20 protein-coding genes are annotated in these 19,593 nt (G+C 71.2%); 8 read left to right on the top strand and 12 right to left on the bottom strand.

Annotation, left to right across the window (positions count from 1 at the left end):
* Nucleotides 1-26: 26 nt before the first annotated feature.
* Nucleotides 27-833 carry a DUF881 domain-containing protein gene (locus QI633_RS00205; RefSeq protein WP_282427734.1) on the bottom strand — a complete coding sequence of 269 codons (807 nt, stop codon included), beginning with the start codon at nucleotides 831-833 and terminating at the stop codon, nucleotides 27-29.
* Between the two features lie 44 nt (nucleotides 834-877).
* Between QI633_RS00205 and QI633_RS00200 the strand changes: the two genes are divergently transcribed.
* Nucleotides 878-1,384 (top strand): cell division protein CrgA, encoded by a 507-nt coding sequence (locus QI633_RS00200; protein WP_141796485.1) that lies wholly within the window; start codon nucleotides 878-880, stop codon nucleotides 1,382-1,384.
* Between the two features lie 245 nt (nucleotides 1,385-1,629).
* On the opposite strand, the gene QI633_RS00195 is transcribed toward QI633_RS00200, so the two are convergent.
* Both QI633_RS00195 and QI633_RS00190 read right to left on the bottom strand, forming a co-directional pair.
* Complete coding sequence (locus tag QI633_RS00195; protein WP_141796486.1) at nucleotides 1,630-2,550, bottom strand: rhomboid family intramembrane serine protease; 921 nt, start codon at nucleotides 2,548-2,550, stop codon at nucleotides 1,630-1,632.
* A 10-nt stretch (nucleotides 2,551-2,560) separates the two neighbouring features.
* Nucleotides 2,561-3,067: a peptidylprolyl isomerase gene (locus QI633_RS00190; protein ID WP_141796487.1), complete on the bottom strand. Its 507-nt coding sequence runs from the start codon at nucleotides 3,065-3,067 to the stop codon at nucleotides 2,561-2,563.
* 182 nt (nucleotides 3,068-3,249) lie between these two features.
* Between QI633_RS00190 and QI633_RS00185 the strand changes: the two genes are divergently transcribed.
* A complete protein-coding gene (locus QI633_RS00185; protein WP_282427733.1) occupies nucleotides 3,250-3,567 on the top strand; it encodes a hypothetical protein in 318 nt (105 codons plus the stop codon).
* A 102-nt stretch (nucleotides 3,568-3,669) separates the two neighbouring features.
* Here the strand turns inward: QI633_RS00185 and QI633_RS00180 are convergent, their stop codons facing one another.
* From QI633_RS00180 to QI633_RS00165, 4 genes are all read right to left on the bottom strand, one after another.
* Nucleotides 3,670-4,296 (bottom strand): collagen-like protein, encoded by a 627-nt coding sequence (locus tag QI633_RS00180; RefSeq protein ID WP_186348214.1) that lies wholly within the window; start codon nucleotides 4,294-4,296, stop codon nucleotides 3,670-3,672.
* 80 nt (nucleotides 4,297-4,376) lie between these two features.
* Nucleotides 4,377-6,953: a LuxR C-terminal-related transcriptional regulator gene (locus tag QI633_RS00175; RefSeq protein ID WP_282427732.1), complete on the bottom strand. Its 2,577-nt coding sequence runs from the start codon at nucleotides 6,951-6,953 to the stop codon at nucleotides 4,377-4,379.
* Between the two features lie 4 nt (nucleotides 6,954-6,957).
* Complete coding sequence (locus tag QI633_RS00170; RefSeq protein WP_282427731.1) at nucleotides 6,958-7,293, bottom strand: DUF3817 domain-containing protein; 336 nt, start codon at nucleotides 7,291-7,293, stop codon at nucleotides 6,958-6,960.
* Nucleotides 7,290-8,084 carry an SURF1 family protein gene (locus tag QI633_RS00165; protein ID WP_282427730.1) on the bottom strand — a complete coding sequence of 265 codons (795 nt, stop codon included), beginning with the start codon at nucleotides 8,082-8,084 and terminating at the stop codon, nucleotides 7,290-7,292. Before QI633_RS00165 ends, QI633_RS00170 begins: the two co-directional genes overlap by 4 nt.
* 145 nt (nucleotides 8,085-8,229) lie before the next feature.
* Here QI633_RS00165 and QI633_RS00160 point away from each other — a divergent pair, with 145 nt between their 5' ends.
* From QI633_RS00160 to QI633_RS00150, 3 genes are read left to right on the top strand one after another with little or no spacing between them, the layout of a single operon-like run.
* Complete coding sequence (locus QI633_RS00160) at nucleotides 8,230-8,952, top strand: GntR family transcriptional regulator (protein WP_282427729.1); 723 nt, start codon at nucleotides 8,230-8,232, stop codon at nucleotides 8,950-8,952.
* Entirely contained in the window at nucleotides 8,949-9,683 is a 735-nt protein-coding gene (locus QI633_RS00155; RefSeq protein ID WP_282427728.1) for a sterol desaturase family protein, read from the top strand. The genes QI633_RS00160 and QI633_RS00155 overlap by 4 nt, the downstream gene beginning before the upstream one ends.
* 13 nt (nucleotides 9,684-9,696) lie before the next feature.
* Entirely contained in the window at nucleotides 9,697-10,470 is a 774-nt protein-coding gene (locus QI633_RS00150; RefSeq protein ID WP_282427727.1) for an MBL fold metallo-hydrolase, read from the top strand.
* A 4-nt stretch (nucleotides 10,471-10,474) separates the two neighbouring features.
* On the opposite strand, the gene QI633_RS00145 is transcribed toward QI633_RS00150, so the two are convergent.
* The 5 genes from QI633_RS00145 to egtB form a co-directional block, all read right to left on the bottom strand.
* Nucleotides 10,475-11,896: a cytosine permease gene (locus QI633_RS00145; protein ID WP_282427726.1), complete on the bottom strand. Its 1,422-nt coding sequence runs from the start codon at nucleotides 11,894-11,896 to the stop codon at nucleotides 10,475-10,477.
* A gap of 131 nt (nucleotides 11,897-12,027) precedes the next feature.
* Nucleotides 12,028-12,993: a hypothetical protein gene (locus tag QI633_RS00140; protein ID WP_282427725.1), complete on the bottom strand. Its 966-nt coding sequence runs from the start codon at nucleotides 12,991-12,993 to the stop codon at nucleotides 12,028-12,030.
* A gap of 102 nt (nucleotides 12,994-13,095) precedes the next feature.
* On the bottom strand, nucleotides 13,096-14,715 hold the full coding sequence (locus tag QI633_RS00135) for an alpha/beta hydrolase (RefSeq protein WP_282427724.1): 1,620 nt from the start codon (nucleotides 14,713-14,715) through the stop codon (nucleotides 13,096-13,098).
* Between the two features lie 134 nt (nucleotides 14,716-14,849).
* Nucleotides 14,850-15,824 carry an L-histidine N(alpha)-methyltransferase gene (gene egtD / locus QI633_RS00130; protein ID WP_282427723.1) on the bottom strand — a complete coding sequence of 325 codons (975 nt, stop codon included), beginning with the start codon at nucleotides 15,822-15,824 and terminating at the stop codon, nucleotides 14,850-14,852.
* The gene (gene egtB, locus QI633_RS00125; protein WP_282427722.1) at nucleotides 15,821-17,098 is read right to left on the bottom strand and encodes an ergothioneine biosynthesis protein EgtB; all 1,278 of its coding nucleotides are present in this window, start codon (nucleotides 17,096-17,098) and stop codon (nucleotides 15,821-15,823) included. Before egtB ends, egtD begins: the two co-directional genes overlap by 4 nt.
* A 113-nt stretch (nucleotides 17,099-17,211) precedes the next feature.
* Here egtB and QI633_RS00120 point away from each other — a divergent pair, with 113 nt between their 5' ends.
* From QI633_RS00120 to QI633_RS00110, 3 genes are all read left to right on the top strand, one after another.
* Nucleotides 17,212-17,928, top strand: a complete 717-nt coding sequence (locus QI633_RS00120) for a flavodoxin family protein (RefSeq protein ID WP_282427721.1) — start codon at nucleotides 17,212-17,214, stop codon at nucleotides 17,926-17,928.
* Nucleotides 17,925-18,749, top strand: a complete 825-nt coding sequence (locus QI633_RS00115; RefSeq protein ID WP_282427720.1) for a methyltransferase domain-containing protein — start codon at nucleotides 17,925-17,927, stop codon at nucleotides 18,747-18,749. The genes QI633_RS00120 and QI633_RS00115 overlap by 4 nt, the downstream gene beginning before the upstream one ends.
* Before the next feature lie 160 nt (nucleotides 18,750-18,909).
* On the top strand, nucleotides 18,910-19,395 hold the full coding sequence (locus QI633_RS00110; RefSeq protein ID WP_282427719.1) for a UPF0158 family protein: 486 nt from the start codon (nucleotides 18,910-18,912) through the stop codon (nucleotides 19,393-19,395).
* The last annotated feature ends 198 nt before the right edge of the window (nucleotides 19,396-19,593 follow it).

The raw sequence follows: 19,593 nt of genomic DNA, 5'->3' as shown, positions 1-19,593 counted from the left end.
CGTTCGATCGAACGGTTAGAGGGATCTCAGCGCAGGGGCCGGGCGTACTGCAGGTCGACCAGGCCGTCGTACGCCGGCGCCTCGATCCGGTCCTCGAAGTCGAGCTCCCAGCCCATCTTGATGAGCGGGTTGTCGGCGTCCTTGCGGTAGCCGGCGACGATCGGGTCCTCGGAGACCGAGGAGTAGAGCTCGCCGGCGTCGCCGACCGCCTCGATGACGTAGGGCTGCGGGAAGGGCTCGCCCTGGAGCTGGACGACCGGGCCCTTGCAGCGGATGCCGGTCGTGGAGATCACCCGCTGGCCGGCGATGGTGACCGCGGAGGCGCCGCCGCGCCACAGCGCGTTGACCAGGGCCTGGATGTCCTGCTGGTGCACGACGAACCGGTTGAGGTTGAGCCGGTCGTCGGGGTCGAGGTGCTTGTTGCGCTCGACGGCCTCGTCGAGGAGCTCCTCGGGCGCGTCGGACAGCGTGATCTTCAGGCCGGGACCGGTGCGCGGCGTCATGCCGGCCGGGTCCCGCAGCTGGGCGATCTCGCGCCGCGCGTCCCGCACGCCCTTGTCGCCGACGCCGGCGCTGAGCCGGTCGACCTGGTCGGACAGCTCCTGGTAGTGCTCCTCGACCTTGCGGTAGTCGGCCGCCTCGCCTTCGACCAGCCCCGCGAGATCGGTGTAGCGTCCCGGCCGCAGGTCGGATCCCTCGCTGTTGGTGGCCGAGACGGCCAGCAGGGCACCGCTCAGCAGCACGACCGCGGGCGTGCCGACCCGCCACGCCCAGGAGCGCTTGCGCGCCTCGGGTCGGCGGCCCGTCGTACCTCCGGCGTGGGCACCCGTCATACTGACAGTGTCCACCACCACTGAACCTGATCGAGGAGCCACCCGTGGCGAAGTCGTCCCGCCTGTCGAAGCGCAAGGAGCGCGAGGTCTTCGGCGACCCTGATCGCGGCCCGCTGCTCAGCATCCGCTTCGCCATCGCGCTGGTGCTCATCCTCGGCGGCATCGGCTGGATCATCTACTACTACTTCGGCATCCGGCCCACCGACGGGTTCGGCAGCATCGGATCCAACGGCAAGGTCCGCCAGCCCGGTGGGCCGTCCTTCTTCGCCGATCTCGAGGCCAAGAACTACCTGATCGGGTTCATCGCGTTCTTCCTCGGCCTGATGATCTCCGCCCACCCGTCCACCCCGATGGGGCGTGGTCGCGGCGTGGTGATCAGCATGCTCGCCTGCTTCATCGTCGGCCTGCTGTGGATCTGCATCTTCTACATCTTCTTGACCGGCAACGACCCCAAGGACATCCCGATCCTCAACGACCTGGGCCAGAAGAACCTGTTCGTCGGCATCGGCTTCATGGCCGTCGGCTTCGCCTTCGCCACCCGCTGGGAGTAGGCCTCCCCGTCCCGTCGCATGCCGCGCCGGTGGACCGTCCTGGTCCGCCGGCGCGGTCGTTTTTCCACAGCCCGTTTTCCCCAGGGCTGTCCACAGCTGGGGAGAACTACACCCGTGTCATTCATCCACAGCGGTGGACAACCCTGGGGAAATCGCCGACCCGGCAGAAAGTGGCTCGAAAACCACGCCGACCCGGCAGAACTTTCTGCCGGGTCGGCCCGAATCAGGCGCCACTTTCTGCCGGGTCAGCTGAGGGCGAGCGTGCGGGCCAGGGTGGCGACGACGAGCACCGCCCCGATCGCGGAGAGGCCGGCCGCCTGGACGGCGGTACGACGCTCCTTCGGGGCGTAGACCAGCACCGCGGCGATGGCCGCGCCACCGGCGAGACCGCCGAAGTGTCCCTGCCAGGAGACGTTGGAGAGGGTGAAGGTCAGCACCACGTTGATGCCGATCCACATCAGCAGGCTCTGGATGTTGGCGCCGAGCTTGAGGCCGACCACGACCAGCGCGCCCATCAGGCCGAAGACGGCGCCGGAGGCACCGACGGTCGTGGTCTGCTCACCGGCGAGCCAGTAGACCGCCACCGAGCCGGCGAGGCCGGAGAGCAGGTAGAGCGCGAGGTAGCGGCCGCGGCCCAGGATCGACTCGAGCTGGGGACCGAGCACCCACAGGGCGAGCATGTTGAAGCCGAGGTGCCACGGCTCGACGTGGGTGAACATCGAGGTGAGCAGCTGCCAGAAGGCGCCGTCGCTGACGCCGTCGGCCCAGTGCGCGGTGGTGCCGGCGTGGCAGGACGCCTTGTCGACGAACGGGTAGTAGGTGCCGTTGTCCTCGCGGCACGAGCCGCGGACGGCGAGCGCGAACAGATCGTACAGCTTGCTGCCGTAGCGGCCCGACGCCATGATCGCGATCCACACGACGACGTTGATGCCGATCAACGCGATCGAGACCGCCCCGGGGTTGCCGGTGATCTGGCCGCCGTACGCCGTGCGCGCCTGGCGCACCGACCTGCGGCCCTCGGCGACGCACTCGGGGCACTGGAAGCCCACCGACGCCTCGCGCATGCAGTCGGGGCAGATCGGGCGCTCGCAGCGCTGGCAGCGGATCCAGGTCTCGCGGTCGGAGTGCCGGTAGCAGGTCGGCACTCCGACCGGAGGGGTGCTCATGCGGGGTGGGTCAGCCGATGATCTCGACGGACTCGATGACGACGTCGTCGACGGGACGGTCGTTGCGGCCGGTCGGCGTCTTGTCGATCGCGTCGACGACGTCGCGGGAGGCCTGGTCGGCGACCTCACCGAAGATGGTGTGCTTGAAGTTCAGCCACGTCGTCGGCGCGGTGGTGATGAAGAACTGCGAGCCGTTGGTGCCCGGGCCGGCGTTGGCCATCGCGAGCAGGTAGGGCTTGTCGAAGGTGAGCTCGGGGTGCGGCTCGTCCTTGAACTGGTAGCCAGGGCCGCCGGTGCCGGTGCCCTGCGGGCACCCGCCCTGCAGCATGAAGCCCTCGATGACGCGGTGGAAGATCAGGCCGTCGTAGAACGGCTCGCCCGCACCCTTCGCCGAGTTCGCCTTCTCGCCCTTGGCCAGGCCGACGAAGTTGGCGACCGTCTCCGGCGCGTGGTTCGGGAACAGGTTGAGCGTGATGTCGCCCTTGTTGGTCTTCAGGACGGCCTGCTGCTCTGCCATGGAAGTTGCCTCGTCTCCAGGTGGTACGGGTGTGGTGCGGAACGAACTCGATCCTACTGACGGCCGCACGCCCCGCCACAGGCCTGGCCCCCGACCCACCAGGGGTTGACCCCCGCCGCCGGGGACGTGGTGGGATGGAGTCGTCGACCCGGCCGGGTCGGGAACGACGAAGGGAGCTCGGGATGGGAAAGCTGAAGAAGCTGGTGGCCCTCGGTGCACTGGGGGCGATCGTGACCGCGGTGGCGAAGAAGCTGCAGGGTGGAGGCAACGACTCCCCGTGGCAGTCCGCGCCCGAGCCGACCACACCGACCACACCGACCACACCGACGCCGCCGACGCCGCCGACGCCGCCAGCGCCGACCGAGGCGCCCGACGAGCTGCTCGTCGACAACGCACCCGAGCCGATCGACGAGCCCGACCAGGTCCCGCCGCCTCCGGCTCCGGCCGACGAGCGCCCGGACCCGCTCACCGACCCGCTGCCGGAGGAGCCGCGCGACTGAGCGCTCGAGGATCGCGCGCAACCCGCGTACGCCGCAGGGGCGGTGCGGACCTCCGCACCGCCCCTGCGGCTGTTCCCCGCCGGTCCCGGGACCGGTGTGGGCTCAGCTCCGGCTGGCGCAGAGCGCCACGAGGGTGTAGCCGTTCGTCCCGGGGACGAGGTTCGACACGCGGATGCCGATGCCGGTCGGGAAGCCGAACAGGTCGTAGCCCGCGTGCTTCGGCGTGGTCACCAGGTCGTCGATGTTGGCCGCATTGCTCAGCGCCCAGCTGATCAACACCTTGCCCGCGGGGCAGTTCGCCCAGGTCGTCTTCTCCGCGTTGCCGGCGACCGAGTCGGCGGTCTCGACCTTCACGAGGCCGAGGATCCCGGCCGGACCCTGCGGTCCCTGGGCACCTGCCGGACCCTGCGGTCCCTGGGCACCCGCGGGACCCTGCGGCCCCTGGGCACCGGCGCTGCCCTGCGGGCCGGTGGCACCGGCCGGCCCCGTCGGTCCGGGCGCGCCGGTCGCACCCTTCTCGCTGGGTGCCCCCTTGAGCGCGGCGACGGCGGCGGGCGAGAGGTCGGCGGTGGCCAGGCTGCCGTCCTTGACGTGCTTGGAGGTGATGGCGTTCTTCGCGATCTGCTTGCCGGTGATCTTGCCGGCGGCGTACGAGCCCCCGGCGAGTGCGAGGGCCAGGATCGTGGCCAGCACGACACCCGGCGCGAGGAGCCTGCGAACGATGGTCATGGGGTGGTGCTCCCTTCCGAGACCCCGCCCGATCGGGGTGCGGCGACAGAGCCGGGCGGGACCGCCCGGTCCCACGGAGGCTAGGAACGGAGAGGGCCCGGGGGATTGAGTGGTGACCACTCAATTGCGGCGAGATCGGTGCGCGAGGCGACGCCGAGCTTGGCGTACACCCGGCTCAGGTGGTTCTCGACCGTGCGCACCGACAGGTGCAGGCGCTCGGCGATCTCGGCATTGGACGCGCCGTCGGCGGCGAGCTCGGCCACCGTGCGCTCGCGGCGGCTGAGCGGATCCTGCGGCAGGCCGACGAGCAACGGCGTGGTCGGACTGCCGATCCGCGCCGCGAGCTCGCTGGTACGGCGTCGGGCGGCCGCCGCGGCCCGACCGGTGAGCAGCCGGGCCCCCTCGGCCGCGGCCTCCGCCGCCGCGAGGACGGCGCCGAGCTCGAGGAAGTCCTCGGCCGCCGCGGCGGCGCTCGCACCGTCGCGGTCGTCGAGGGCGGTGACGAGCCGCAGCCGCGCCGCAGCCAGCGGCGAGTCGATGTCGAGCGCCACGAGCCGCGCGGCGACGCCGTCGCGGTCCCCCATCCGCACCCGCTCGTGCAGGATCCAGGACTCGGCCACCCGGGCGTCGACCTCGCGGGCCGCGTGCTCGCCGGCACGCAGGAGGCTCCGCGCCCGACCGGACCTGCCGGCGCCGAACTCGGCCCACGCGTGGGCGATCGGCATGTGGTGACGTAGGAAGCCCACGCCGGCGGGCAGCGCGCCGAGTCGGTCCAGCAGCTCCGGTGCGACCGCCTGTCCGCGACTTCCGGCGCCCATCATGAGCATCGCGATCGCGAGCCGCTCGGCGTCGACCATTCCGCAGGCTGTCGCGGCCACGAGTGCGCGTCGGGCCCACAACACCGCCGCATCGAGATCACCCACCTGGCCCCACGCCGCCGACGCGACCACGGCGCCCCAGGCCCGACCCACCACGGTGCCGTCGGCCAGCGCTCCGTCGTGGGAGCGCTCGCCGTACTCCACGGCGAGCGCGTAGCTGCCATGCTCGCGGGCGGCGTGGCTGGCGATCGTCAGCAGCCGATCACGCGTCCCAGGGATGACCTCGTGCGGCTGGTCGAGGGCCAGCTGGAGGGTGGCGCCGACCAGGTCGAGCGCCTCGCCCGTGTGTCCGAGGTGGGTCAGGACGTGGGCGCGGGTCGTCGCGTGCAGCGTGCTCAGCACCGGCGGCAGGTTCGCGAGGTCGATCCCGTCGAGGATCACCCGGGCGCGGTGCGCCTGCGCGGCATAGATCCGGCTGTCGGCCTCGGCGATCGCGAAGGACTCGCGCACCATTGGCGCGCCATCGGGGTAGCGCCGCGCCTCGGCGCGCAGTGCACCTGCCGCAGCGGTCAGGTCGAAGGTGCCCCACACGATGAGCTTGTGGACGGTGACGGCCAAGGCGATGGCCAACGGGCCGGGCTCGATCCGTTCCAACGTGCCCTGCAGTGCGTCGACGGCCTCGGCCGAGCGGCCCAGCTCGCTGAGGGCGGCGGCGAGGACCAGCGCCGCCTGGCCCGCGACATCGCCGTCGCCATGCTCGACTGCCGCGGCCGCCAGCCGGCGAGCCGTCTCGGCCGAACCGCCCGCATTGGCCAGCCGTGCCGCGGCGAGCAGGCCGACCGGGTCGGGGCGTTCACCCGCATCGAGGCCCAGCACCGCGATCCGTACGACGTCCGGGGCAGCCGCGCCGCGCGCCACGGCGAGGTGCCGGCGCAGCAGCCGCCGCCGTACCAGCGGGGACGCCTCGGCCCACAGCACCTCTGCGAACAGGGGATGCACGAAGCGCAGCACCGGTCCGTCCCAGATCAGCACGCCGTTGTCGACCAGCTCGTCGATCGCGGGCGACGGGCCGTACCGCTCGACCTCGTCGAGGGTCATCCGGCCGACGGACGCGACCATGCGGGCCACCTCGCGGGCCTCCCCGGTACTCCCGGCGAGTCGCGACAGGAGCGCGTGGCGGAGCCGGATGGGAACACTCAGCCGACCTCGGGAGACCCATCCGGCGGGCGAGTGGTGAAGGGTGCCGGCCTGCCGCGCCTCGCCGATGACCTGCGCGATGAACAGCGCGTTTCCGCCCGTCCGGCTCCACACCTCCTGCACGATCCCGGCGTCCACGACGTCGTCCAGCAGCTGCTGGACGAACCGATCGGTGTCCTCGCGGCTGAAGGCAAGAAGCGTGACCACCTCGGTTCCGAGATCGTGCGCGAAGGTCGCGATCACCGACGGCAGCACCCCGTCGCGGGTTCGAACGGTTGCGACCAGGGTCCGACCGTGGTCGCGCGCCACCCGCAGGGCCACCCCGAGCGACACCTCGTCGCACTGGTCGAGGTCGTCGACTGCGAGCACTCCTCGATCGGGTACCGCCCGGACGACGTCGGCGACCATCGCGGTCAGGACGAGCGAGGTGGGGGCGACCAGGTGCGCCATGGCGCCCAGCGGAACCTGCGCCATGGCCGAGGTGCCGTAGGCACGCACCGCGGCGGTCTCCTCGGCGAGGACGTCGAGCAGGTGGGTCTTGCCGACCCCACCCTCGCCGGCGATGAGCACCACATGACGATCGGTCCGGGTGAGCGCAGCACGCAACCGCTCGAGCTCCGCCTCCCGGCCGATCGTGCGCACGACGTCAGCCCTGCGCGAGCTCCGCGTGGTCCTCGCGCAGGCGCTGGGCGACCCGGCGCTCCACCCAGAAGATCAGGCCGGGGACGAGGCCGGCGATCAGCATCAGGCCGAGCTGGGGGATAGTCCAGCGCGCCTTCTGCGTGAGCAGGAAGGCGACGACGACGTACACGATGTAGATCCAGCCGTGCACCAGCCAGATCGGGGTGAGGTCGTCACCCAGCCGCTGCAGCGTGGTGCCGTCCTCGAGCAGGTACTTCAGCAGCGAGCCGACGGTGCCGACGAGCAGGAGCACGCCGACCACGAGCGCGAGCACGCGGTAGACGTTGAAGAGCTTGGTCACGGGTCCGAGCGTACGACGGCGTCCTCGCCCGCCTCGGCGTCGGCCTCCTCGAGGTCCCGCTCGGACGTGGCGTCGCGCACGTAGCGGAACCACAGGAAGGCCGCGAACGCCGCGAACACCCACCACTCGATCGCGTACAGGATGTTGCGCAGCCCGGTGAACCGGCTCGCCTCGGGCAGCTGGTCGAGCGTCGCACCGTCCACCCCGGCCGCGGCGTCGGCGGCCAGCGGCTCCTCGGCGACCACGTAGGCGCCGTACAGGTCCTGGTCGACGCGCTGCACCAGGTCCGCAATCCGCAGCTCCGGAAGTACGTCGTCGCGCGGGTCGTCGTCCGCCTGGCCGCTGCCCTCGGGCGGCTGCAGCCAGCCGAGCAGGTCCACCTCGCCGGTCGGCGGCGCGGGCAGGCTCGCGAGGTCGGTGCCGGCGGGCACCCAGCCGCGGACCACGGGTACGGCGGGAGCGTCCGCGTCGCCCACCGTGATCGGCGTGACCAGCCAGTCGCCGTCGGCGCCCTTCGCGCCCGTCCGGCCGGACACCAGCACGGTGCCCTCGGGCAGGAAGGTCCCGCGCAGCTCCACCGGGCGCCCCAGTCCCGCCGTCGGGAACGGGTCGTCGGGACCGATCAGGTCGGTCATCGCGACGGGCTCCGCGTGGGTCAGGTCGACGCGTTCGGCGTCGCGGCGGGCCTGCCAGGCGTCGTACTGCCACGCGCCCATGCCGACCGCGACCGACACGCAGACCAGCCCGAGCAGGTGGGCACCCCACAACCGCATGCTCCACCAGCGCACCACGTCAAGCAGCCTACGGGGCAGGGTCGAGGCGTTGCGGTTTGGGACCAAACCACGCAATTCGGTGCCGTGAGCATGCGGTTTGGGACCAAACCGCAACTGGTCTGACCACTTGACCACCGGGCAGGACCGGCCTACCGTGACGCACATGGCCCTCCGTCCCGTCACTCGTCGGTCCGTGTCCGACCAGGTCTTCGACCAGCTCCTCGACGACGTCGTCGACGGCGAGCTGGCTGCCGGCGAGCCGCTGCCCAGCGAGCGCCGGCTCGCCGAGGTTCTCGGCATCTCCCGCCCCGCGGTCCGCGAGGCGCTGCAGCGCATCGCGCAGACCGGGCTGGTGGAGGTGCGCCAGGGCGGGTCCACGCTCGTCCGCGACTTCCGCCGCGCGGCCGGCCTCGACCTGCTGCCACGGCTGCTCGTCCGCGGCGGGCGGCTCGACACCTCGATCGGGCGCAGCGTGATCGAGGCCCGGGCCGAGGTCGGGCCCGGGATCGCCGCCCTCGCCGCCGAGCGCGGCGGGCCGGCGCTCGCCGCCGAGCTGGACACCGTCACCGACGCCATGGCCACCACGACCGACGCGGTCACCTGGCAGGTGCTCGCCCTCGACTACTGGGACCGGCTCGTCGACGGCGCCGACTCGATGGTGTTCCGGCTGATGTACAACAGCCTGCGCGCCGCCTACGAGCCCGCGCTCCCGGCCCTCGCCGCGGTCCTCGCCGGGGAGGTCGGCCAGGTCGAGCCCTACCGGCTGTTGACCGCCGCGGTCCGGTCCGGCGACGCGGCCACCGCCCGCGCCGCCGCGGCCCGGGTCCTCACCCCCACCGCCGACACCCTGCTCGGTGCCTTCGCCGCGATGGGAGAGGGCGAGTGAGCCCCCGCGAGGCGCACGCGCAGCGCCGGCTGGCCGAGGACGAGGCACGCATCGACGGGAGGTACGTCGGCGACCGGGCCGCCGGTCGTCGTACCAACCAGGGCCTGGGCGAGGTGTTCGTCGAGTTCTGGCGCCACCCGAGTCCCTACCTGCTCACGACCTGCCTGGTCGCCGCCGTCACCGGCCGCGTCCTCGCGGGGCCCGGCTCCTGGTGGGAGCTGGCGATCCCCGCAGGACTGGTCGCGATGCTCCCCGTCGTGGAGTGGGTGGTCCACGTCTTCATCCTGCACTGGCGCCCCCGCCGCCTGGCCGGGCTCACGCTCGACCCGCTGCTGGCCCGCAAGCACCGTGCCCACCACGCCGACCCGCGGGCGATCCCGCTGGTGTTCATCCCCTGGCAGGCCCAGCTGTGGCTCGCCCCGACCTGGGCCGCGCTCGCCTGGCTGGTCACGCCGACGACGACCGCCATGTTCACGCTGCTCACGGCGGTCTACGCGATCAAGTCCGGCTACGAGTGGACCCACTACCTGCTGCACAGCGACTACCGGCCCCGCTCGGCGTGGTACCGCAAGGTGTGGCGCAACCACCGGCTGCACCACTACAAGAGCGAGCACTACTGGTTCACCGTCACGACCGCGGGTACGGCGGACCGGCTGTTCGGCACCGCACCCGACCCGAGCACCGTGCCGACGTCCCCGACGGTTCAGCGCCTGCACGACCTCGAGCTGTGACACGCTGAGCGCCGTGCGGATCTCCCACCTCAACTGCGCGACCATGAGGCCCGCCCTCGCTCCCACCATGGTCGCCCACGTCCTGCTCCTCGAGCGGCCCGACGGGCTCGCCCTGGTCGACACCGGCTTCGGCACCGGCGACCTCGCCGACCGCTCGCGCCTGGGCCGGCCGTTCCTGATGACCGTGCGTCCCGACCTCGACCCCCGCGAGACCGCCCTGGCGCAGGTGAAGGCGCGCGGCCACGACCCGGCCGAGGTCACCGACATCGTGCTGACCCACCTCGACCTCGATCACGCCGGCGGGATCGGCGACTTCCCCAACGCGCGGATCCACGTGCACGCCACGGAGCACGCCGCCGCGACGCACCCGAGCCTGCGCGAGAAGGCCCGCTACGTCGCCGGCCAGTGGGCGCACACCCCGCAGTGGAGCCTCCACGAGGAGGGCGGCGACGACTGGTTCGGCTTCGCCTCGGTCACCGCGCTGGCCGACGACGTCGTGATCATCCCGCTGCACGGCCACACCCGCGGCCACGCCGGCGTCGCCGTACGCCGCGACGACGGCCGCTGGCTGCTCCACGCCGGCGACGCGTTCTTCCACGGCGGCCAGCTCCACGACCCGCCGACCTGCCCGGTGTCACTCACCGCGTTCCAGCGGCTGATGGCCGTCGACAACCGGCAGCGGGTCGCGAACCTCGAGCGGCTCCGGGAGCTCGCCCGCGGCAACGACCAGGTCACCGTCATCTGCGCCCACGACAAGGCGCAGTACGACGAGCTCAGCGCGACCTAGTGCCCTAGACGCCGGCGGTCTCCGGCATCGGGATCGTCTGTGCCGGCGGGTTCGCCGTACGGCGCGCCCACGCGTAGTAGACCGCCGCGGTGACGACGAGTCCGACGATCCACGAGATGTCGGCGCCGCCGAGCGCGTCGGTCATCGGTCCGGTGTAGAGCTTCTGCGCCAGGAACGGCACCTGCGCCACCACACCGATGACGTACGACGCCAGCGCGGTCGTGTTCCAGCGCCCGTACCGGCCGTCGGGGTCGTAGAGCGCCGGCACGTCGACCCGCTCGCGCGAGATCAGGTAGTAGTCGACGAGGTTGATCGCGCTCCACGGCGTGAAGACCATGAGCAGCACCAGCACGAAGTTCTTGAAGTTGTCGAGGAAGTCGGCGGACGCGAAGAGCGCGATGCCGACCGAGGTCGCGAGGAAGGCGGCGATGAGCAGGGCGCGGGTCGTCGCGGAGACCTTGCTGCTGCGGGTGAACGCCGAGGTCGTGGTGAGGATCGTCATCAGGCCGCCGTACGCGTTGAGGCAGTTGACCGCGAGCTTGCCGCAGACGATGACCAGGTAGATCACCAGCGCCACGAAACCCCCGCCGGCGAGGTCGCCCATGAACCCGACCTGATTGCCGAGGAAGCCGGGATCCCCCGCACTGACGGGGATCGAGGCGACGATCGCGCCGAGGGTCATCGACCACTGCGAGCCGAGCACGCTGCCGAGGAAGGTGGCACGGAAGGTCGTCACGGCCGGGGTGTCGGCGGGCAGGTAGCGCGAGTAGTCGGCGACGTACGGCCCGAAGGTCAGCTGCCAGCCCGCACCCAGCGAGATGGCGAGCAGGAAGGTGACGATGTCGAAGCCCTTGGTGCCGAAGAAGCTCGTGACGTCGTAGTCCGCGACGACCTTGATCGCGAGGTAGGTGAAGCCGACGATCCCGACGACGGTCGAGACCTTCCCCATCAGGTGGATGTAGCGGTAGCCGAGGGTGGCCACGACGGCGGTCAGTACGCCGAACAGCACGATGCCGAGCTTGGGCGCGCCGAGGTGCAGGCCCTCGCTCAGCGCCTGGCCGGCGAGGACGCTGCCGGTGGCGGCGAAGCCGAGGTACATCACCACCACGAGCACGAGCGGGATCACCGCGCCGTACACGCCGAACTGGGCGCGCGAGGAGATCATCTGCGGCAGCCCGAGCTTCGGGCCCTGCGCGGAGTGCAGCGCCATCACCGCACCGCCGAGCACGTTGCCGAGCAGCAGGCCGATGATCGCCCAGAGCGCGTCGGCGCCGAAGACGACCGCGAGCGCGCCGTCGACGATGGCGGTGATCTGCAGGTTGGCGCCGAACCACAGCGTGAACTGGCTGCGTGGGGTGCCGTGGCGCTCGGACGCCGGTACGACGTCGATGGTGCGGCGCTCGACGCCGCGGGTGGTGCTGGTCATCGTGGATCCTCCTGGCACGGGTCCCGTGTGACCCGTGTCTCCCATTCGACGCCGAACGATCGCCTCGCGGGAAGGAGCGATCCGGGAGTTGTGTCTCGGATCCCAGATGGAACCCTCGCCGAAAGAGCCGGTCAGCTGGGGCAGACGGTGAAGGGCAGGTGCCCCTCGCGGGTCAGCCGCGCCGCGGCCGCCGGGTCGTCGAGCACGTAGCCCAGCCGGCCGCTCGCCGGGTCCGCGACCCCGCGGCTCATCACCAGCGCGAAGTCCGGGTCGGTCGGCGGCATCACGTCGGCCAGCCGGACCCGCTCGAAGGCGTCGCTGCGCTTCTCGCCCAGCTGGACGGTGACCAGCTCGGTGCCGAGCGCGACCGACCAGGCGTCGAGCTCGTCGAGACCGTGCAGCGCGGCGGCCGGCGCCGCGGCGAGCTGCTTCTCCATGCCGGCGCCGAAGACGGTGTCGAAGGGGGTGCAGCCACGCCGGACGTACGTCGAGACCGCCTCGGTGCCCGTCAGCGCGACCAGCGCGGGGTCGGCGCCCCAGGCGTCAGCCGCAGCAGGCGGCGCGGCCGAGGTGACCAGGTGGCGGCCGTCGTCGACGACGGCACCGGCGAGCGGACCGACCCCGGCCTCGACGGCCCGGTGGACCGCCGGCATCGGCACCTTGTCGTGGAACGCGAGGACCCAGCCCTTGCCCCCGGAGTCGCCCGACCAGCTGGCCTCCCACGCGACGTCGTCCTGGCTGATCCCGTACTGGTTGCGCAGCCGCTGGTCGACCGGCCGCAGCATCCCGTCGGACAGGGCCGCGGTCTGCGGGACCTTCTGCCAGAACTGGTCGCGCTCGGGCCCGGGCGTGGCGCCGTCGAGCGTGGAGAAGCCCAGCACCAGGCGCAGCTGGTCGAAGTCGGTGACCTCCAGGGTCGTGGCGGCCGACGGCACCAGGGCCAGGACCGCGGCGGACGGCTCCTTGGAGGCGTCGTACTCGGTGACCACGGCCTCGGGCGTCGGCACCACCTGGTGGACGACCTTCGGGTCACCGCTGCAGCCGGTCAGGAGCAGGACGCCGACCAGCGCGGCACCGAGACTCCCCACACGACTCACGCGCCGAATCTTGCCATGTCGCTCCTGCCGGAAGAGGCGAACGGGCGCCGACGAGTACGCCGACGCCCGTTCGTGGGTGGGATCACCCGTTGCTGTGCCTCCTCAGCGGCCGCTCGCCTGGGCCTCGAGGAGCAGCCGGCGCAGGTCGGCCGGCATCCGGTCGTTGACCGTCTGCGGCCCGGCGCCGCGGGCGGCCAGGAACTCCGGCGCGACCGGCGGGCACTTCAGGTCGCTGCCCTTGTGCTTCTTGCGCTTCGGCAGGACGCCCGTGTCGAGGTAGCTGGCGACCAGGTCGTCGGTGCAGGCGACGCCGGACAGCGAGCCGGAGTGCGTCGTACCGCCCTTGCCCTCGATGAGGAACGAGGTCTTGAACGCCTTGCGGGTGGCGATCGCACCGGAGAACACCGTGGCGGCGTCGTGGGTCTCGCCGATCATCAGGATCGGCGACTTGACCTTCTTGCCGCTGACCTCGAACGCCTTGCGCGACGGGGCCGGCCAGTTCAGGCACGGGGCGTTGTACCAGGTGTTGCCCCACGTCAGGAACGGGTGCTTCTTGTGCACGCGCCAGGCGTCGGCCTCGGTCTTCTTCCAGTTCGGCCACACCGCGTCGGTGCACTGCACGGCGTTGTAGACGGCGAAGCCGTTGTCGTCGCCGGGACCGGCGTACATGTCGATCAGGTCCGCACCGTCACCGGTCTTGACGAGCTTCGCGTACGCCTGGGCGATCAGGTCCCAGTCGTAGACGTAGTAGCCGGCGCTGAGCAGCACGTCGCCGAGCTCGTCCGGACCGAGCTTGCCGTCGGCCGCAGGCTGCTTGTCGAGCTTCTTGAGCAGCTTGTAGTAGCCCTTGCGGATCTTCTTGCCGCTGGTGCCGAGCCCGTAGCGGGCGTCGTTCTGGGCCAGCCACTTGAAGTAGCGGTTGATGTTCTTGTCGAACTGGATGTTCTGGTCGACGTTCGACTCGTAGAACGCACGGTCCGCGTTGAGGACGCCGTCCCACACGAAGCGGCCGACCTTCTTCGGGAACATGGTCGCGTAGACCTGGCCGAGGTAGGTGCCGTAGGAGAAGCCGTAGTAGTTCAGCACGGGCGCGCCGACCGCCTTGCGCAGGCTGTCGAGGTCCTGGGCGACGTCGGTGGTGTGGATGTGCTTGAGCAGCCGCTTGGCGTCAGCCTTCGAGCACGCCTTGGCGTAGCGCTTGGTGACCCGCTGCCACCACTTCAGGTCCTTCTTCTTGGTCGGCACGTAGTTGGGCCGGTCGTAGCCCTGGCCCTTGTAGTCGGGGTTGCAGCTCAGCGACGGGGTGCTGCTGCCGACACCGCGCGGGTCGAAGCCGTACCAGTCGTACTTGGCGCCGACGCCGTTCGGGATGGCGGCGCCGAGGCGGGCCATGCCGAGGCCGGAGCCGCCGGGGCCACCGGGGTTGCCCACGATCATGCCCTTGTAGTCGGCGTTGGTGTGCAGCACGCGGCTGACCGCGATCTGGATCTTCTTGCCCTTGGGCTTGTCGTAGTCGAGGGGTACCTCGAGCATGCCGCACTGGGCGCCGGCCTTGATGAGGCGGGCGTCCGTGCATGCGCCCCACACGGGGGCGGGCGGGGTGTACGACGGCGCCTTCGCGGCGACCTGGGGAGCCTGCGGTGCAGCGTTGCTGCTCCCCCCGGGCACCAGCAGTGCTGTTGCCGTCGCAACCGACGCAACGATCGTCAGTGCTCTCTTCACGTCACAACCTTCCGAGATGATGAGGTGTCCGGGATCTTCCGGCGTGGGTCCGACCTTGCCGCGTCATCTCGGTCACGTCCACCCCGACGCGCAGGCCGGACCCGGGGATACCCACAACTGGGCGGAGTATCCGCTCAGGCTTTGACCGCGAGGGTGAGCGCGAAGTCGCCGGCCGCGTCGGTCCACACCCGCGCGACGTCGAGGCCCGCCGTCTCGAGCTCGGCCGCGATCCGGCTGACCCGGAACTTGGTCGAGATCTCGATCCGGATCTCCTCCCCCATCGCCAGGTCGAGCACCAGGTCGGCGCCCGGGATGCTCACCTGCTGCGGCACCTCGGCGCGCAGCCGCAGGTCCATCCGCTCCATGTGGGGGTCCCAGAACGGGACGTAGGAGAACGCCTCGGGGTCGAAGTCCGCGCCGAGCTCGCGGTTGACCACGACCAGGCTGTTGCGGATGAACTCCTCGGTGACGCCCTGGCTGTCGTCGTACGCCGCGATCAGCCGGTCGGCGCTCTTGACCAGGTCGGTGCCCAGCAGGAGCGAGTCGCCCGGCTCCAGGACGTCGGCCAGCGCGCCGAGGAAGGCGGCACGCTCCTCGCGGTAGAGGTTGCCGATGGTGCCGCCGAGGAAGGCGACCATCCGGCGCCCGCCCGCCGGCAGCTGCGCGAGGTGGAGGGTGAAGTCGCCGACCACCGCCACCACCTCGAGCCCCGGGTGCCGCGCCGCGATGTCGTCGGCCGCCTGCCGCAACGTCCCCTCGGCCACGTCGACCGGCGCGAACCTCGTCAGCTGGCCGGTCCGGGTGAACGCGTCGAGCAGCAGCCGGGTCTTCTCACTCGTCCCGCTGCCGAGCTCCACCAGGGTCGTTGCCCCGCTCGCGGCGACGATCTCGTCGGCGTGGGCGGTGAGGATGGCGTGCTCGGCCGCGAACGGGTAGTACTCCGGCAGCCGGGTGATCTCGTCGAACAGCGCCGACCCGCGGTCGTCGTACAACCAGCGTGGCGGGAGGGTGCGCGGATAGCTGCTCAGGCCGCGGCGTACGTCGGCCGCGAGGCTGCCGCTGGCCCAGTCGGGCTCGAGCAGCACGCAGACCCGGGGCGTCTCGCTCATGCGCGGACACCGCCGTCCGCGAGGCGCAGCCCGCTCAGCGCCCAGCGCGCGCCCGGTGGGAAGAAGTTGCGGTAGCTCGCCCGCGCGTGGCCCGGTGGCGTCAGCGCGCAGCCGCCGCGCAGCACCATCTGCCCCGACATGAACTTGCCGTTGTACTCCCCGATCGCGCCGGCCGCCGGGTGGAAGCCGGGATAGGGCAGGTACGCCGAGGAGGTCCACTCCCAGCAGTCGCCGTACACCTGGCGCAGGGCGCCGGTCTGCTTCCCCGCCGCCCGCGGGTGCCAGGTCTCGGTGTCGGCGAGGTTGGCCGCACCGCCGTCGCCCTTGCTGCGCACGGCGTGCTCCCACTCCGCCTCGGTCGGCAGCCGCTTGCCCGCCCACGTCGCGTAGGCGTCGGCCTCGTAGTGGCTGACGTGGCTGACCGGCAGCCCGAGGTCGACCGGAAACGTGCCGTGCAGGGTGTGCTCGAACCACACCCCGTCGACCTGCGTCCAGTAGAACGGTGCCCGCCACTCGTGGGTCTTCACCTGGGCCCACCCGTCCGAGAGCCACAGCTCCGGGCGCTGGTAGCCGCCGTCGGCCATGAACTCCAGCCACTCCCCGTTGGTCACCAGCCGGTCGGCGAGCCGGAACGGCTCCAGCCAGACCTGGTGCGCCGGCAGCTCGTTGTCGAACGAGAACCCGCTGCTGTCGTGACCGATCTCGACCAACCCGCCCTCCACCTCGACCCAGCCGAGCGGGTCGGGCTCGGTCGGCGCGGCCCGGGTGCCGGCGTACGTCGGGCGCAGGGGGTTGAGCGAGAGCACGTGCTTGATGTCCATCAGCAGCAGCTCCTGGTGCTGCTGCTCGTGGTGGAAGCCGAGCTCGATCGTGCCCGCCAGCTTGTCGATCGTGCCCTGGTCGAGGCTGTCGAGGAGGTCACGCATCCGGTCGTCGACGTTGCCCCGGTAGAGGCCCACGTCGTGGGCACCCGGCCGGCTGATCACGCCACGCTCCGCGCGGTTGTAGCGCGGCCCGACGGCCTCGTAGTAGCTGTTGAAGAGGAACCAGTACTGGTCCTGGTAGGGCGCGAACCCGCTCTCGTTGTCGGCCAGCACGAAGGTCTCGAAGAACCAGGTCACGTGCGCCCGGTGCCACTTCGTCGGCGACACGTCCGGCATCGACTGCACCGTCTGGTCCTCAGGGCTCAGCGGCGCGGCCAGGCGCTCCGTGTGGGCCCTGACCTCGTCGTACCGGGTCAGGAGGGTGTCCGCTGTCCACTGGGTTGCGGTCATGGCTCGACACTAGGACGGGGCACCGACACTCACCAGAGGTATGAAATGGGCGTCAGCAGATGTTCACATCCGGGCGCTCCGCCGGGGGCGCCGCCAGGTCCATGCTGGGAGGCATGACGGACATCGACCTCGACTTCAGCGACCTGCGGGCGACCTTCATCAACTGCACGCTCAAACGCTCCCCCGAACCGACCCACACCGGCGGCCTGGTCGACGTGAGCGCCGCGATCATGCGCAAGCACGGAGTGGAGGTCGAGACGATCCGCGCGATCGACCACGACATCGCCACCGGCGTCTACACCGACATGCGCGAGCACGGGTGGGCCACCGACGCGTGGCCGGAGATCCACGAGCGGGTGATGGCCAGCGACGTCCTGGTGCTCGCCGGCCCGATCTGGCTCGGCGACAACAGCAGCGTCATGAAGCAGGTGATCGAGCGGTTGTACGGCGGCAGCGGGGACCTCAACGAGCGCGGCCAGTACGCCTACTACGGGCGAGCCGCCGGCTGCCTGATCACCGGCAACGAGGACGGGATCAAGCACTGCGCCATGAACGTCCTCTACTCGCTGCAGCACCTCGGCTACACGATCCCGCCCCAGGCCGACGCGGGGTGGATCGGCGAGGCGGGTCCGGGGCCGTCGTACCTCGACCCTGGCAGCGGCGGCCCCGAGAACGACTTCACCAACCGCAACACGACCTTCATGACGTGGAACCTGATGCACGTCGCGCGGATGCTCAAGCGCAACGACGGGATCCCCGCCCACGGCAACCAGCGCTCGGCCTGGGACGCCGGTGCGCGGTTCGACCACGAGAACCCGGAGTACCGGTGAGCGCCGTCGCAGCCTTCTACGCCGGGTCGGGCGGACTGGTGGCGGCGCTGGAGGAGGCGCTGGACGCCGCCGGCGTGGACCGGTCGGCGCTGCGTGCGGTGGATCTCGGCCCGGTCGACGAGTTCCACATCCGGGGCCGCGTCGCCACCCTGGAGATCGCGGAGGCGCTGGCCGTCGGCGCGGGTTCCCGGATCCTCGACCTCGGCAGCGGCCTGGGCGGCCCTGCCCGTACGGTGGCCGTGGAGACCGGGTGCACCGTCGTCGGCATCGACCTGACGCCGGAGTTCTGCGAGGCCGCCACCGTCCTCTCGTCGTGGACGGGCCTTTCGGACCGCACCGACTTCCGCACCGGCGACGCCACCCGTACCGGCCTCCACGACGCCGCCTTCGATGCGGCCATGACCGTGCACGTCGCGATGAACATCGCCGACAAGCCCGGCCTGTACGCCGAGGCCTTCCGCACCCTTCGCCCCGGCGGCCGGTTCGTCGTCTACGACGTGCTCCAGGGTGAGGGTGGCGACGTGCACTACCCGGTCCCCTGGGCGAACGACCCGACCACGAGTTTCCTCGCCACCCCCGAGGAGATGCGGGTCCTGCTCGCCGACGCCGGCTTCGAACTCGTCGCGGAGTCCGACTCCTCCGACGCCAGCCTCGCCTGGTTCCGCCAGGTGCGCGAGCGGATCGAGACCGAGGGACCGCCTCCGGTGTCCTTCGCCGCCTTCCTGGGTGAGTCGTTCCCGCAGATGGCGGCCAACCAGGTGGCCAACCTCGCCGAGAGCCGGATCCGCACGGTCACGTTCGTGTGCACCCGGCCGGCTTGACCGTCAGCCGATCCCTGTCCTTCCGCACCCTCTACCGCACTGAGAACAGCGACCGCCCGTACGACGATGACCTCGGGACTGACGGGTTCTATCGCCGCCTATGGGGCAATGCTCAGATCGCCCCTGCGGGTAAGGTCTGCGTCGGGCATACGCTGACGGGATGCTCGACCTGACCGCCGTCGATCTCGAGGAGCTCGCGACGGCCCTGGCAGACCAGACCGAATACGAGCATCGGTGGCTGATCGACCCGCTGACCGGGGAGCTCGCGTTCTGGACCAGCGACACTGGCATCGACGGCCAGAACGCTGTGGACCTCGAGGGGCTGGATCATCTGGTCCTCATCGACCCGCTGCCGTCGTACGTTTGGTACCAGGACATGGTCGACTTCGCCGAGGGGATCAGCGATCGCAGGGCTGGCGAACGCCTGCGGCGAACGCTGCAGGGCAAGGGCGCGTTCCGGCGGTTCAGGAACGAGCTTCACCAACGTCATCCCGACCTGGTCTCCGCCTGGCGCGCCTTCAGCGACGGCCGCGCCAAGGCCAGGGCTGTGCGCTGGCCGGCCGACGAGGGGCTCATCGACGACGAGCCGCCACACGGAGCTGCTCGATACCGCGCACATCGTCGCGGACGGCCAACCGCACAGTGAGCCGGTCGTCCCAACGGACTCAGCCTGTGCAAGATCCACCACGCGGCGTTCGACAGCTCAATTCTCGGCATCCGCCCGGACCTGACGCTGCATGTTCGCCAGGACATCTTGGAGGAGATCGACGGGTGGATGTTGACGGGCGGTATCCAAAGCGTGCACGACACTTTGCTCGCGGTCGTGCCTCGCACCCGAGCCGCT

It is taken from the genome of Nocardioides sp. QY071 (genome assembly GCF_029961765.1).
Lineage (GTDB): Bacteria > Actinomycetota > Actinomycetes > Propionibacteriales > Nocardioidaceae > Nocardioides.
The sequence above is the reverse complement of the archived record's forward strand: the minus strand, read 5'-3'. Positions and strand labels throughout refer to the sequence as shown.